The sequence below is a fragment of the Mycolicibacterium elephantis DSM 44368 genome, from assembly GCF_004014805.1.
Taxonomy (GTDB): Bacteria; Actinomycetota; Actinomycetes; order Mycobacteriales; family Mycobacteriaceae; genus Mycobacterium; species Mycobacterium elephantis.
Genome location: NZ_ATDN01000067.1, coordinates 140,656 through 153,906, shown reverse-complemented (window position 1 = coordinate 153,906; position 13,251 = coordinate 140,656). Strand labels below are relative to the sequence as shown.

Here is a 13,251-nt window from a genome sequence, read left to right as displayed (position 1 = left end):
CTAATTCGCTTTCCAGGCGGGTGCACCTATTTGTTGAGGATGGGGTGGTCGGGGCGTCGCAAGTATTCGCTCGGTGATTACCCGTGCGACGTGAGCGGCGGCCGAAGCTGCATAACGTTCCCACTTTCGCCGCTCCCTCTCATTGTTCTTGTTCTTTTTCAGCAGCTGGAGGTCCTCGTCGGAGCCCACCACTGGGTCACTAATCCCCCGGACACAGAGCCAACTAGGTCGATAGTGAACGCCCATCTCGTTGTCGTGGAGAGCGCGTGCGACCCCATGTGACTCCATGTCTACTGCCAGCGCCTTATCAAAGTGAGAAACGAGCCACTGCTGTTTGGAATCCAGGGGGTCACCGGCAACAGCCTCGACGGCAACGATCTCTCCGCGATGTATCGTGGGCGTGCTCCCGACGACCGAAACGCCATTGCGTCGACGATACTTTGGGTGATGTTTTAGGACACGCTCTGGCCACTCGTACGGAAAGCTCGTTAGCTTCTGCGTGTGCTTCTTAGTGAGTCTCGTCGGAGGATGAACGACGGGCAGGTACCGATGTTTGAATTCGTGGCCCTGCAATTTCTTGCCGTAATCCGCATAGTGAATAAATTCGCCTACAACGACGTCACCTGGTACCGGACCCACCAACCGTGGCTGTCTGTGAGGTCGTTCTTCGCGCCTGAGAATGCCGCCCGCGGTGCCGCACAGAATAATATATTCGGGCTTCCATCGCTCTAAAAGGTGCATCGCTGTTTCCTGGGCGGGGCCGTTAGACCGGTCGGTACATACCGCGAGAATCAATGGGAGGCAGGGTTTACCGTCGGCCGTCGTACAATTGAGCGTAGCTCTTGGAGCAAATACACCTTCACTCATGACCTCGGTGTCCGCACCGAACTCTTCGTTTTGCACCTCGGATTCAAGTGGAGTGACACCGAGGATAACCACGCGCGCATGACCCGCCCGTCCGTCAACCATTTGCTGCCCCCTTCGCCAGAGCACCTGGCCGCTTCAGTTCCGATTATCACTCTCCCGGCTGCCTAATTAGGAATTTTGAGGGCTAGAACCTCTCTAGAGATCCCAGGTGTCACGCCAGCCCGTCAAGTTGCAGCAGAGCTGACTCGGCGACCGCGGCGACAGCGCGCCCCAACAGGGGTGGCACGGCGTTGCCGATCTGTTTCAACATTTGCCACTCACTTGACTTGAACACGAAACCGTCATGGAAAGACTGCAACCTAGCGGCCTCACGCACGGTGATCCACCGTTCAAAACTGGGGTGCACCCACTCCGACATGTCACGATGCATCTGCGCGAGGATTGTGTAGGCAGGCTTGTCAGGGTGCAACCGTCGCCACTTCTCTGGCCGCGCGCCGTTCCAGATTTCCTTAGGGAGGGTGTCAGCTTTAGCCCCAGGCTTCAGGTGCGAGATGAGGAGTCGCCTACGCTCCTGCATCTCCTTCGTATGGTGATTAAACAAGCGGAGCTGCCCACCAGCTTGCCGAAGTTTGTAGGCCGACGAGTACCAACGACCATCACGGTCGAGGCGAAGCTCATCAAGAATGTCGTTACCGGCGCGTGCCTTCGGATACTTCAGATCCTCGTAGTGGATCGCGGTTCGCTCCGGGATGTCGCCAATAGCATGACGTACCCACTGTTCCGGTTGCTTTTCCTGGTCGAGACCCGACGAAAAAAAGCTCTCTGCCGGTTGACCGAGATTTAAGCCGTCCCGCACGCCAAAGAAGATTGCGCGTTTGCGAAGTTGGGGCACTCCCACTGCAGTTGCAGGCACGACAACCACGCCACAGTTTGAGTAGCCATTGTCGGCAAACGCTTCGAGCACTTCTCGCTTGAACCGACCTTTCGCAAGTAGCAGCATGTTCGGGACGTTTTCCATCAGGAACACACGAGGCCGAAGCGTGCGGAGAACCCGTACGAATTCGGCGTACAGCTCATTTCGCGGATCATCCAACATTCTCGTGCCGATCTGGCTGTAGCCCTGACAGGGCGGACCGCCGAAGACGAGATCGACTTCCTCATCAGCGAGGTGCGCGAATCGCTGCTTTTCCTTCCGCCAAACGGCTGAATGCCTATTGAGAAAATCATGGATGTCACCCTCCATCAGTGGCACCTCGGGGAAGTTGTGCCGGTACGTCTGGCAAGCGAATCGATCTAGTTCGACGGCCGCTTGCACATCGAACCCAGCCAACCTCACACCCTCGCAGAATCCTCCGCACCCTGAGAACAGCGATACCGCCTTGTAACCCACCCTCACTCCCTTCGACACCCTAGAAACTATGTTCGACCACCGACATAAAAGTCACGCAGGCTCGCCGATCGCCGGCGAATGTCGACTATAGGCCGTGGGCATATAGGCCACTAAGACATACGTTGCCCGTGTGCCGACCTGCGGACTCGCCACGGAACTCGGCCTCGCGATTCGGGAGGCAAGATCGAGTCTCGGCATTTCGCAGGAACGCTTGTCGGAGCTAGCTGGTCTTGATCGCACCTACGTCAGTGGGGTTGAGAGGGGAACCCGGAACCCGACTCTTGACTCGATGACGCGCTTGGCGTCTGCGTTAGGTGTGCGACTAAGCGATTTGCTCAAACGAGCCGAGGAGTTGAGTTAGGTGCCCTACCTATTCAGTAGAGTCGCAACGTCCGCGCTGGACCCACTCGATCAACTCGTAGCTGATCTACGTAACTCACCTATCCGAGGGCGTAACACAAGATTCCGGCTAATGCAGCAGAACATTCTGAGCTACACATTCGATCAATGGGTTCCGGGGTTCTCTAGCAGCCACGTGTACAACACCACAGACATTCGTGAACTCGTCCAACAAGGCATCAACAATGCCGACGAAGAGGGGGAGCTAAGGTTTCAGCAGGATTACGTCGTATCCGGAAACGCCAAAGCGAAAGTTCTGGGTGACCTATACGAAACGATCACCACAGCAATGCTCTGGAACGCTGCGGCTATGTGGAACATGTATATGACAACCGGCGATTGGCCAGCTACGCCACGCTACACCAAGCCGACACTGTCGCCTCTTCCCTCTCGGCAGGTCGCGGTACTGAACCTGCCGCGCGGTTACGATTGGGTGCGGTTGCTTAACGCGGAAGCTCGTCAAGCTATCGAAGTTGTCCGGGCGCCGCTCAGGGCCAAGGACTTGACCATCCCAACGAGTACGCCTGATATTGCGATTGTTGTGCTGCCCGACGCCGCGTCTCGCTTGGATGACCGGTGGCGCACCCCGCTCGATAACCTCAAACTGCCACAGCAAACGATATTGAACTCGTCATACGGCGAACTGGCTGGAAGAATCGAGCCTGGCGAACTGATACTTGCGATCGCAGCAAAGCGTAGCCTCCGCAGCGATCGTCTGTATCAGCCGCTGTACGAGGCAAACATCATGCAGCTGTTACTGGAGCACTTCCTCAGAGCCCCTCGAGTCGATTTCGAGGTACACACGCTGTCGATTGAGGGCACCGCTGCTATGGACATCTACGCCGCCGCGACAATCTACGCCGTTGCGGTCAATTCACCAAAGGTTCACCGGTCAGTTCGCGAGCTCTACATTCCCACGACCCCGATGCCACTCGTTGACCGGTTTCTCGCGTTCCTAGATCAGCGTATGGCCAGCGTTCAATAAGAGACCATTTACTCAGACGCATCGAGCACACGCCGCGCAGCAGCGGCCGGATTCTCGATTACCTCGCATTCCCAAAGGCGTACTACTATCCACCCCTGCTCCTGCGCAATAGCAGTCGCCCTTGCGTCTCTCTCGCGCGTAGCAGAGAACTTCGCCTGCCACATGGCGGCGTTCGGCCCCTTCGGATTTCGGTTAGGGCAGTGGCGCGGACAGCCGTGCCAAAAGTCGCCATCGACGAACACTGCGAGTCTACGGCGAGGTAAGACAATGTCGGGAACACAGCCTTTAGCCAATCGACGGTGCAGTCGGAAGCGCGCTCCAAGCCGATGCAATTCCCGCCGCAGCAAGACCTCAGGCTTCGTGTCCTTGGATCGGCGGCCACCCAACTGGCCACTCCAGTCCGTCTTAACCCAACCGGCCTCGCCCACGTCAGTCATTCTGCCTAACCACGGCAGCCCACCCGTTTCGGCAGTCCGGCCGGCCGAGATGCCCGACAATGGACTGCCACGCTAGGAGTGACGAGTTGTCTACACGCGGGCCGCCTTGGACTACCTGGCACGCATCGAACGAGAGAGACTGCATGGCAAGGCAGAAGGTGGTGCACGGCGATGATCTGCTTTACCGGTTCTTCGTCGACCTCTTTGAATCAGAACCCGAACTGATTGGTGTGGTGCCCCAACTCCTCGTGCAGAGTATGGCCATATGGCTCCCGCTGGACGCCTACCGGCACAGCCCCATACTTCTGCCGTGGGTCGTACGCGACCCGACGTGCCGGGGCAGCAAGGCAAGGAACATCCCCGACGAATGGGGATCGCCGAACGGGGACGGATTTTTTCGAGACGATAATTCGCTGGTGAAGTCAGTACCGCGAAGCCTTAACATTCGCGGTCCGAAGGGGAGCCGTCTAAACGGCCGTCGGATGGGCTCAGAGTTTGTCGCTGCCCATATTTGGCGGAAGGTCGACTCTGATCGCCTCGCGAGCCGAATACCTTTGCTTAATACCTTCGTGCCAAACCTCGTATGGCTCCCATCTCAAGTTTCAAAGCTCGGATCTCGAGGGCGGCATCGTCCAGCAGACGCTCCAAGCCGTGTCGCGCCAGATCTACTCTGAGCAGCCGGTCAGCCCCCACCTAGAAAAGCTTGTGTCCGAGGCATGGTCGTTATTGCCCGAACCAGCGGTTAGCGTCGATGTCGATGTCAGTCGGCTCAACTGGTTCGTCGCAACCGACCGGTTCCACACAACCAGGAGGACGCGTTTGTCAACCGTGATCGATGCGCTCGAGACTTTGGATGCTGGCGGCGATCTGACCAAGAAAGTAATCTCGACGCGCTACACCGCTGGACTGCCGAGCGTCGATGGGGAGCGCAGGCGAGAGTTTCTGCGATTCCTCCGAAGGTTTGCCGCGCCAAACAGCTGATTAGTGTGTCGGCCGGGACATACTGACCCGAGTCACCGGACGTGGCCCCTCACACCTTTCTCAGGCTTGTCCATCAAACTCGATCGCGGGATCAACTGTCGGGAACCTCGAAACTTCACACCGGTTGGCCAAACATGGCCACCTAGCTGGCGCAAGTACGCCGATCCGATATTTCGCCTAGACAGTTTCTCACCAGACTCGCCGAGTAGTGTAAACAGAGTGTATGCACATGTCTGCAAATGCACTCAACGTCTGCCAACGTCGTATGGTGTTAACCCGCAGCTAGCTACTATTTTGCAAATCACTTCATCGCCTCTCAATCGCGACAAACGCTCTGAGTAGCGGACTTAAAATCCGTCCAGTGTGGGTTCGAGTCCCACTGGGGGCACCGGAGTTCTTGCATGCAGGGGCCGATTGCGACTCGAACATTCGAGCGGTCGCTGTCGTTGGCAGCTCCTTGCGTCAGCACCGCGTCAGCGAGGAACTTCGAACAATATCTAGACTCCGAGAATGCGCGTGCCTCGCCGTATCGCAGAGTTCAACAGGAGAGTCACAAATCCGGCGGCTCGCACGATTACACCGTGGCTTCCGAACCTCGGGACGCTCGAGCACGTCGGGCGGAAGTCGGGTAAGCGATATCGAACGCCTCTTCTGGTATTCAAGACCCATGATGGCTACGCCATCCTTATCGGCTACGGCCTACAGACGGACTGGTTGAAGAACGTGCTGGCCGGCGGACCGACGGTGCTACGCAAGCGTGGACAGTCTGTCGCGCTCGTCAACCCACGGGTGGTGAGCAAGGACGAGGCCGCGGGCCTCGTCATACCGCGTTCTCGGCTGCTGTACCGAGCGTTTCCGTACAACGAGGCAGCCATGCTGCTAACGAATGCGGGCTCTGTCACTGGCAATCGGTACGCAGGCGCCTGAGTAGTTGGGATCGCATTCGGAGCTTTGCTCTAAACGCGCGTCGGAACTCAACGAATAAGCGCTCGCTAACTGCTCGGATGCAGCATTGCCGGCTTCAGGCTCAGAAACAGTGATAACCCTATCGCTGACAGAGTCAGTTTCCTCATGTCCGCAAGAGGTATCTCAGACTCACTGCTCGAATGGTGCGTTTGCCCGCCCCGTGGCCCGAGGACTTGACCCTGGCGCGTTCCACCGATTGGGGGACATCAGTTTCCCCTGGACCGCGGGCTGATCGGCGGATGGGCGCCGGGCCTCGCGGCCTGGAGGGTAGGTGCTGCTGCCGACACCGAAGTCGACACGAAACATCCAACGACACAAGGAGAATCCCATGAAGTACACGCACGGACGCGGTGCCCGCATCGCATTGATGGCATCCGCTGCCCCTGTTCTCGCAGCATTGATCGTGTTCAACCCGTTCATCGCATCCGCCGACACAGGCGAAGAGGACCAGACGAGCACTGGCCCGTCCAGCGGCATATCCATTTCGTCGGGACCGGTGACCGGTTCGACGGGCACGATCGTCGTCACCGACGACAAACCGGTCGGCGGCCTAGTCACACCGGGCGTGGATACGTCCACCGACATCGTGAACACCGAGCCGAAGGTGACGATCGGCGACGGGCGCAATGGCGTCGAGAATCCTGAATGGATCCCGGACATCGGGGTGGACGCTCCGAACGCCAGCGACGCGCCGGCTAGGACGCCATTTGACGTGTTCTTCGGCGTGTCGCCCTAAGGGCCAGCACGGTAACTCTCAGCGATGCGCATCCCCGCGGCGGCCGTCCGAACCGCCCGGGTGATGCGCGACGAGAACAAGTGACGCCAATCGGGCATCGCGACGGTCGGCCGGTGGTAGATGGACGTCGCCCGACATCGGTTAGCCGCTCCAGGACTTTCCACCCGCAGATGCCCATGCTCTATGCGAGGTGCACTACTGCGTGACGCGTCAGTGAGTCACCACCCTATCTCGGCGTAACTTCACGCAGCGCAGCGAACAGTGCGATCAATTGACCTGTGTCGGAGGTGATTTCGTCGATGCCACCCACTACTCCCGTCACGCTGGCCACGATCGTGTGTTCAAGTCCGTTGGCGGCGTAGCCGCTAACCCGCTCGGCGATCTCGGTCGCATTGCCGATGAACATCAACTCCTCGACGAGCTCCATCGGGATCCTGGGCGCCAGTTCGCGAAGTTCGTCCGGGTCGAGATCGTGGAAACGACTCATTGCTTGCGACCAAACCGCTGCCGAATCTGGGCCCGATCGTGGTCGTCGGGAGTCCGGGATCGGGCTGGAAGCTGACCAACTGGGGCGGCATCCCGATCGCCTGAGCACCGCGGGCCACTCCGCAGGGCCCCACAATCGGCTTGCACGGCAGCCGCGACCCACCGAGACGGGGCATCGATTCCCGCTGCCCGTCGTCACAGCCACCGAGGGCATGTAAATACTGGCAACGGGCGTCGCATCGCGTCAGGATGTGGGGTGCTGTGCTACCGCCGTCACGGGGTCGAGGTCGGATCGTTTGAGCGGGTGCAGTGGCGGGTCGGGCAACACCATGCGACGAGTGATCTTCAGGTCGGCGCCTACGTGGACCAGCTCGCCGGGATTCAACAGTTGCCAAGGTCCGTCGTCCATCGGCTCACTGGCGAAGACAACCGACGGCGCGTCGTGCAGGTGTGAACTGCCTGCCTTGATTCGTGCGCTGTGCATGCTGAATTCGCCGTGCCCCCCGGCGGTGCGGTCGAGCAGGTAGAGCTCGTGGGTGTCGGGATACCGCAACGCCCACAGGTCCGTCGCGGTGGCCAAAAGCACGTTGACTGCGTAGATGGGAACGTTCTCGCGCAGCCAGCGCAGTGCCTCCGCCAACCCCATGCCCACGTCGTCACCGTGGCTTCTGATGGATGCCGTGATCAATGCGAAGACCCGCTCGGAATCGGTGTCGCCGCGTACCCATTCGGCGGCACCGAGTTCGGCGAGCCGGGCATCGAGGATCTCAAGACCCTCGACGACGCCGTTGTGCGCGAAGATCCTTCCGTTCTGAAGAAACGGATGGGTGTTCGCCTCCGCGGCGGGACCCGTCGTGGCGTAGCGGACGTGAGCGATGAACGTCGTACCCGACATCTCGCGGGTTTCGGTCGCGAAGGCGAGGTCGCGCCATGCGGCGATCGGCTGCTTGAGTACCACCGGGTCGCCGTCGGCGCCGAACACTCCCAGACCTGTGCCGTCAGGATTGCGCTTGCTCTGTGCGGTGAGGCTGTCCGGCGCATCGAGTAGCCAGAAAGTCGCGGTGACGGGGCGGCCGGCGTGCAGAGCGAACAGACGGCACATCGGATCAACGCCTGAGCCGTCGGTGCGCACCGCCGTGCGGATCAGTCATGCGGTCTGTCTTACTCCAATGACAGGCCACACGGGGACGGTTCGGCCTGCAAATGTGCCAGACTTTCCGCCTCCGGAGCGCTCAGTAGCTGAGCTCTCGAACGTGAGGAGGAGAAGGTCCGCGTGCTGAGTTCCTCCGCCGTTGCATCAGAAAAGCGCTGCCGCACTTCGATGTTGAAGTACAGCAGCGCTTCCAGTTCTAGACAGAGGAGAACCCACCGGACCCTTTGTGATGTGCCCGGTGTCGGTTCACGCAACCCGGAAGGGTTGGCGGCGAGCGCTACGGGACATCGTCGTCATCGTCGGGTAGCAGGTACCTCTCCGGAAAGTGGTAGTTGTTGACTCGCGTTTGTCCGGTGTCGAGGTCTGGTGGTGGGATCCACTCCGTGCGGCCGTCCGCCCGCTGGCGGGTGGTCCATCCGCTCTTTTCGATGAGCCGATTGTCGGGACCGCAGGCGAGGGTGAGCTTGTCGATGTCGGTGGTTCCGCCTTCGGCTGCCCAGCCGTCGACATGGTGAACCTGGCACCAATCTGCGGGGACCGTGCAGCCCGGTCGCGTACATCCACGGTACTTGGCGTGCAACACAATCCGCTGTCCCGGCGACGCGAAGCGCTTGGTGCGGCCGAGATAGAGTGCCTCTTCGGTGTGCTTGTCGAACACCGCGAGATAGTGGTATGCGTGGCTGGCCAGCCGGATCACATCGCTCATCGGCAACCACGAGCCGCTCCCGGTGACGCCGTGTCCGGCAGCGGATTGCAGATCTTGCAACGTGGTGGACACGATGATGGTCGCCGGTAAACCGTTGTGCTGCCCCAGCGCGCCCGAGGCCAACAACGCCCGGCCCATCGCCTTGAGCGCATCGTGTCGGCGTTGACCGGCAGAGCGCGAATCGGCCGCCTTCGCGCTTGGCTCCGGTTCACCATCAACGCACGGTGTCTCGTCGTCCGGGTTGCACTTGCCGGGAGCGGCATACTTGGCCAGGAGAGCGTTGAGAGTCGCGGTTGCTTCGGGATCCAAGTAGCCTGTGACCTTGCTCATCCCGTCGGCGTCTTGGGGATGGATCTTGAAGTCGCGCTTGCGGGCTCGCTCTTCGTCCGTCGGTGGCTGACCGTCCTGGTCGGCCAGATAGGCCAACTTTTCGGCCGACTTCCTTAGTTCCGCGGGACCGAGTCCGCTGGCCAGGTCGGCGAGATGGGCCTCCAGCGCGTCGCACAGGTCGACGGGGATATACCACGGCAACTTGTCGAAGAACTTGGAGATGACACGCAGATGCTCAGCGCCGACGTCGCCGCGCTGCTGAGCCGCCGCGACGTGCCGGAGCTTTGGTTCGAGCGGTTCTCCGGTAAATGTCTGTCGAGGACCAAGTTGATCGGCGTCCTTGATGCGCTGCTTCGCAGCCTCCTTCGAGATGCGGAGCGCGGTGGCAAGCACGTCGGCCAACGACGTACCACCCAAAGCCTGCGGATCGGCCTCAGCCGCAAGCGCACCGACCAACCTATGCCCGATCACCGGTGCGCGACGCATGTTGCGCTCGAGCCGGACGCATAACTCCACCTTCTCGGCGTCCGTCATCGCATCGAACTGCAGTCCGAGCACCGAGTCGAAGGCAGAGTCGAGCGCATCGAAGGCCGCCGAAATGACCTCTCGATTCGACACCGCGCTCCAACTCATGCTTCGAACACTAGTTCGAAGCACTGACAGAAATCCGGGATCTGAGACTGGAGAAAGCAAAGTGACAGAAGTGGTTTCGCGGGAACGGCAGCGTCAGGCGCCTGGCGGTCCGGCGGCATAGGCGCGCAGGCGGCGCAGGCGCCAACGGCTCGAACGGCATTGCCGACTAGCTTTTCGGCACCGCGCGCAGGTGCCGATCGGCCCCGAAGATCCAGCGATTGGTGAATCCCCACGCGGCTATGTCCGGCGTCGATGTCATGGTGCAATTACGGTGCGGAAACCATTCGACGCGGAGCGGGACGGTGCCTCAGCGGATGGATTGTGGCTCAACGGATCCTTGGGCGAGCGTGGTGGTACTGGCCGCGCTCGGCATGGAGGCGGCTGCGCTCGGACCCCTGCTGACCGATTGGTCGGCGACGCCCGGCATGCGATCGCACTATGCGGGCTACATCGGTTCGCGGCGGGTGGTGGTCTACCCGATCGCCGGGTCGGGCAATCTCCACGCGGCGATCGCAGCGCGTGACGCGATCGCGACGTGGAACCCCGAATATGTGATCCTCTGCGGTATCGCTGGTGGGTTTCGAACGCAACATCAGCATCTCGGCGACATCTTGGTACCCACGCAGGTCGTGAACTACGAGACGGGCAAGCTGAGCAACGGCATATTCGAGCACCGGTACGAGGCCTACCACGCATCGCACAAGCTCATCAAGGCCGCCGAGTTCGCCGGCCGTACCTCCTGGTGGGCGCGAATCCCGCCCGAAGTCGCCAGCAAGCGTTCCGACAAGCTGAAGGTTCATTTCGGTGTGCTGGCGTCCGGGGAGAAAGTCATCGCGGACAAGGAATGGGGCGACAGCCTGAGGCGAGATTGGCCCCAGCTCATCGGGGTGGAGATGGAGAGTCTGGGTGTCGCTCACGCGACCTACGACGTGGAACCCGCGTGGGGAGTTGTCAAGGCGGTCAGCGATTTCGCCGATGCTCACAAGCGGGACAATTGGCAACATTTCGCGGCCTCAGCGGCGGCGGCATTCGTCGTGGCGATGATCGAGGCGCTCGGCCCACCGCCGGCTGAGCGTCCGCCCGCACCCGGCTAGACCGAATAGCCAAGTAGCTGCGTCCAGTGTCGGTTCGGGCACTCGGAACGCCGGACTCAGTTCAGAGTGATCACCGAGACGGTGTTGGCGTTGAAGTTGGTGACGTAAACCGTGGTGCCATCGGGGCTGACGGCGATCTGGTCGGGGCCGGTGCCTACCTCGATCGTGGTGATCACCTTGTTGGTGGCGGTGTCGATCACCGAGGCGGTGTTGTCGGTGAAGTTGGCGACGTAGACGCGGGTGCCGTCCGGGCTGACCGCCACGCCCGCGGAGCCTTGGCCCACCTCGATGGTGGCGACCACTGTGTTGGTGGCGGTGTCGATCACCGACACGGTGTTGTCCTCGGCGGTAGCGGCGTTGGGGACGTAGACGTGGCTGCCGTCCGGAGTCACCGCGAGGTTGGACGCCAAGGTGCCGACGGGAATCTGGGTGATGACTTCGTTGGTGGCGGCGTCGATGACGTACACGGCGCCGACATTTCCGACGAAGCCCACAACGTACACGCGGCTGCCGTCGGGGCTGACCGCCACGTCTTCCAGGCCGGTGTCTATGTGAACGGAGGCGGTGACTTCGTTGCTGTTGGCGTCGATCACCGTCAGCGTTTCGGCGACGCTGGCGACATACACCCGGGTCCCGTCTGGGCTGACGGCCAAACCTTGGGGGACGGGAGGGACCTCGAGGGTGGTGATGACCTGGTTCGCGTCGTTGAAGACATCGATCACCGCCAACGTGTCGCCGTTGCAGTCGCTGCAGCCGGTCTGGCTACCGACGTAGGCGATGACGCCGCCCATACCGAGCACGACGGTCGTCGGGCCGTTGGCTACCTGGATGGTGCCGATCACCTCGTTGGTGGTGGTGTCGATCACCGACACCGTGTCGGCTCCGTTGTTGGTGACGTAGAGGCGGGGCGCTTCGGGGGCCAGTGCGATGCCCATGGGTTTATCGCCGACCTGGATCGTTTCCACTTGGGCGACGGTCAATTCCACGGTGGTCGAACCGGTGTGGAAGCCCGGAATGACCAGACGCAGCAGTCCGTGCACAAGCAGCCCGGTGTTGTCGGTGGCGCGCACGGTGAAAGTGTCCGGACCGGCGTAGCCGGCATTGGGAATGTAGGTGAAGGTGCCGTCCGGCGCGACGACGACGGTCCCGTTCTCGGGCTGTCGGGCGACGGCCAGTCTGACTCGGTCTCCGTCGGGATCGCTGACGCCGAGGGTGCCGGTGATGGTCCCGTCGAGAACCTGGATGGTGTGCGCCGAGTCGTATGAGACGGTCGGTGGCGTGTTGAGCTCTGTCTCAGGGAACTGGCGGCGCACCCAAGCCAACAACGCCTCCACCAACGGTGGATGGGCGGGTGCTGACGGGCTGTCGGCCGCCGGCGAACCCAACACCGAGGCCAGCGGCGTCGACACCACGGCAACGCGTTGCGGTGTCGGCGGTGTCGCGGGCGAGGTCTGCGCGGATGTGATCGGCGCCGTCGCCGACCTGCTCGACGTCACGTCGGTCGCGGGTGGTGTCGGGGCGGATTCCGCTGGAGCTGCGACGGAAAGCCTTGGTGTGACGGTGCTTTGGCGGTCGACTTCGGTGCCGGGCGGGAGATCTTCACCGTCAGTCGACGGCGTGGCGCTCAATGCCGCCGTACGGGCCCGGGGCGTCCAGTCGTCGCGGGACAGCGGCGAAGCGCGTCGCTTCGTCGTCACGGAGTCCGAACGATCGGTCATTTCGGCCTGACGGGCGCCGACTTTCGTTCCCGATGCGATGCGCTTGGTGACGCCCGACAGAAGCGCGCCGCCCGAACTGCGCACTTTCGTCTCCGGCTTGGAGTCGACCGCAGACGCCGGTTTCGTGGAAGCAGCGGAATCGCCCGAGCGAGACGCGGAAGCTGCGGAGGAGGCGCCCGAGGTGGCATCCGACGAGGCCGTCGGCTCGGCCTGTGCCACAGCCGGAGCGACCGCGAGACCCAACCCAGCCGCGATGGCGAGCGCCCCGAGCCCTTCGACACCAAGTATCAGGGCGCGCGGATATTCGGCCGCCCTGGATGCACTCCTTTGGGCGGCACTGCGGTCCGGCCTGCGGCCGCTCACCTCCTGC

Annotated in this window: 13 protein-coding genes and 1 tRNA gene; 7 read left to right on the top strand and 7 right to left on the bottom strand. The window is 61.5% G+C overall.

Annotated elements, in window-relative coordinates; translation table 11 throughout:
• Complete coding sequence (locus tag MELE44368_RS24640) at positions 1-969, bottom strand: phosphorylase family protein (protein WP_128110876.1); 969 nt, start codon at positions 967-969, stop codon at positions 1-3.
• 109 nt (positions 970-1,078) lie between these two features.
• Complete coding sequence (locus tag MELE44368_RS24635) at positions 1,079-2,257, bottom strand: DNA cytosine methyltransferase (protein ID WP_128110875.1); 1,179 nt, start codon at positions 2,255-2,257, stop codon at positions 1,079-1,081.
• Between the two features lie 130 nt (positions 2,258-2,387).
• Between MELE44368_RS24635 and MELE44368_RS24630 the strand changes: the two genes are divergently transcribed.
• Together MELE44368_RS24630 and MELE44368_RS24625 are read left to right on the top strand one after the other, a co-directional pair.
• Positions 2,388-2,618 carry a type II toxin-antitoxin system RelB family anti-toxin gene (locus MELE44368_RS24630; RefSeq protein WP_082948539.1) on the top strand — a complete coding sequence of 77 codons (231 nt, stop codon included), beginning with the start codon at positions 2,388-2,390 and terminating at the stop codon, positions 2,616-2,618.
• A 111-nt stretch (positions 2,619-2,729) separates the two neighbouring features.
• Positions 2,730-3,641: a Cfr10I/Bse634I family restriction endonuclease gene (locus tag MELE44368_RS24625; RefSeq protein ID WP_064919233.1), complete on the top strand. Its 912-nt coding sequence runs from the start codon at positions 2,730-2,732 to the stop codon at positions 3,639-3,641.
• 8 nt (positions 3,642-3,649) lie between these two features.
• Here MELE44368_RS24625 and MELE44368_RS24620 read toward each other — a convergent pair whose 3' ends face one another.
• The gene (locus MELE44368_RS24620; RefSeq protein WP_082948538.1) at positions 3,650-4,078 is read right to left on the bottom strand and encodes a very short patch repair endonuclease; all 429 of its coding nucleotides are present in this window, start codon (positions 4,076-4,078) and stop codon (positions 3,650-3,652) included.
• A gap of 651 nt (positions 4,079-4,729) precedes the next feature.
• Between MELE44368_RS24620 and MELE44368_RS24615 the strand changes: the two genes are divergently transcribed.
• From MELE44368_RS24615 to MELE44368_RS24605, 4 genes are all read left to right on the top strand, one after another.
• A complete protein-coding gene (locus MELE44368_RS24615) occupies positions 4,730-5,059 on the top strand; it encodes a hypothetical protein (RefSeq protein WP_128110874.1) in 330 nt (109 codons plus the stop codon).
• A 311-nt stretch (positions 5,060-5,370) separates the two neighbouring features.
• Positions 5,371-5,447 (top strand) — tRNA-Leu (locus MELE44368_RS26795).
• 122 nt (positions 5,448-5,569) lie between these two features.
• Positions 5,570-5,986, top strand: coding sequence for a nitroreductase family deazaflavin-dependent oxidoreductase (locus tag MELE44368_RS24610; RefSeq protein WP_128110873.1), 417 nt, complete (start codon positions 5,570-5,572; stop codon positions 5,984-5,986).
• Positions 5,987-6,353: 367 nt separating this feature from the next.
• Positions 6,354-6,761 (top strand): hypothetical protein, encoded by a 408-nt coding sequence (locus MELE44368_RS24605; RefSeq protein ID WP_128110872.1) that lies wholly within the window; start codon positions 6,354-6,356, stop codon positions 6,759-6,761.
• A gap of 226 nt (positions 6,762-6,987) precedes the next feature.
• Here MELE44368_RS24605 and MELE44368_RS24600 read toward each other — a convergent pair whose 3' ends face one another.
• The 3 genes from MELE44368_RS24600 to MELE44368_RS24590 form a co-directional block, all read right to left on the bottom strand.
• Positions 6,988-7,248 carry a hypothetical protein gene (locus MELE44368_RS24600; protein WP_128110871.1) on the bottom strand — a complete coding sequence of 87 codons (261 nt, stop codon included), beginning with the start codon at positions 7,246-7,248 and terminating at the stop codon, positions 6,988-6,990.
• 243 nt (positions 7,249-7,491) lie between these two features.
• Complete coding sequence (locus tag MELE44368_RS24595; RefSeq protein WP_128110870.1) at positions 7,492-8,349, bottom strand: class II glutamine amidotransferase; 858 nt, start codon at positions 8,347-8,349, stop codon at positions 7,492-7,494.
• Between the two features lie 328 nt (positions 8,350-8,677).
• The gene (locus tag MELE44368_RS24590; RefSeq protein WP_128110869.1) at positions 8,678-10,069 is read right to left on the bottom strand and encodes an HNH endonuclease signature motif containing protein; all 1,392 of its coding nucleotides are present in this window, start codon (positions 10,067-10,069) and stop codon (positions 8,678-8,680) included.
• A 239-nt stretch (positions 10,070-10,308) separates the two neighbouring features.
• Here MELE44368_RS24590 and MELE44368_RS24585 point away from each other — a divergent pair, with 239 nt between their 5' ends.
• Positions 10,309-11,163: a 5'-methylthioadenosine/S-adenosylhomocysteine nucleosidase family protein gene (locus tag MELE44368_RS24585; protein ID WP_128110868.1), complete on the top strand. Its 855-nt coding sequence runs from the start codon at positions 10,309-10,311 to the stop codon at positions 11,161-11,163.
• Between the two features lie 56 nt (positions 11,164-11,219).
• Here the strand turns inward: MELE44368_RS24585 and MELE44368_RS24580 are convergent, their stop codons facing one another.
• The gene (locus MELE44368_RS24580) at positions 11,220-12,965 is read right to left on the bottom strand and encodes an Ig-like domain-containing protein (RefSeq protein WP_164890216.1); all 1,746 of its coding nucleotides are present in this window, start codon (positions 12,963-12,965) and stop codon (positions 11,220-11,222) included.
• Positions 12,966-13,251: the final 286 nt, after the last annotated feature.

Bases quoted from the DNA above. Each gene is read 5' to 3' on its own strand.
- MELE44368_RS24610 (WP_128110873.1), top strand. From the start codon at position 5,570: ATGCGCGTGCCTCGCCGTATCGCAGAGTTCAACAGGAGAGTCACAAAT.
- MELE44368_RS24595 (WP_128110870.1), bottom strand. From the start codon at position 8,349: ATGTGCCGTCTGTTCGCTCTGCACGCCGGCCGCCCCGTCACCGCGACT.
- MELE44368_RS24620 (WP_082948538.1), bottom strand. From the start codon at position 4,078: ATGACTGACGTGGGCGAGGCCGGTTGGGTTAAGACGGACTGGAGTGGC.
- MELE44368_RS24585 (WP_128110868.1), top strand. From the start codon at position 10,309: ATGTCCGGCGTCGATGTCATGGTGCAATTACGGTGCGGAAACCATTCG.
- MELE44368_RS24590 (WP_128110869.1), bottom strand. From the start codon at position 10,069: ATGAGTTGGAGCGCGGTGTCGAATCGAGAGGTCATTTCGGCGGCCTTC.
- MELE44368_RS24640 (WP_128110876.1), bottom strand. From the start codon at position 969: ATGGTTGACGGACGGGCGGGTCATGCGCGCGTGGTTATCCTCGGTGTC.
- MELE44368_RS24600 (WP_128110871.1), bottom strand. From the start codon at position 7,248: ATGAGTCGTTTCCACGATCTCGACCCGGACGAACTTCGCGAACTGGCG.
- MELE44368_RS24605 (WP_128110872.1), top strand. From the start codon at position 6,354: ATGAAGTACACGCACGGACGCGGTGCCCGCATCGCATTGATGGCATCC.
- MELE44368_RS24625 (WP_064919233.1), top strand. From the start codon at position 2,730: ATGCAGCAGAACATTCTGAGCTACACATTCGATCAATGGGTTCCGGGG.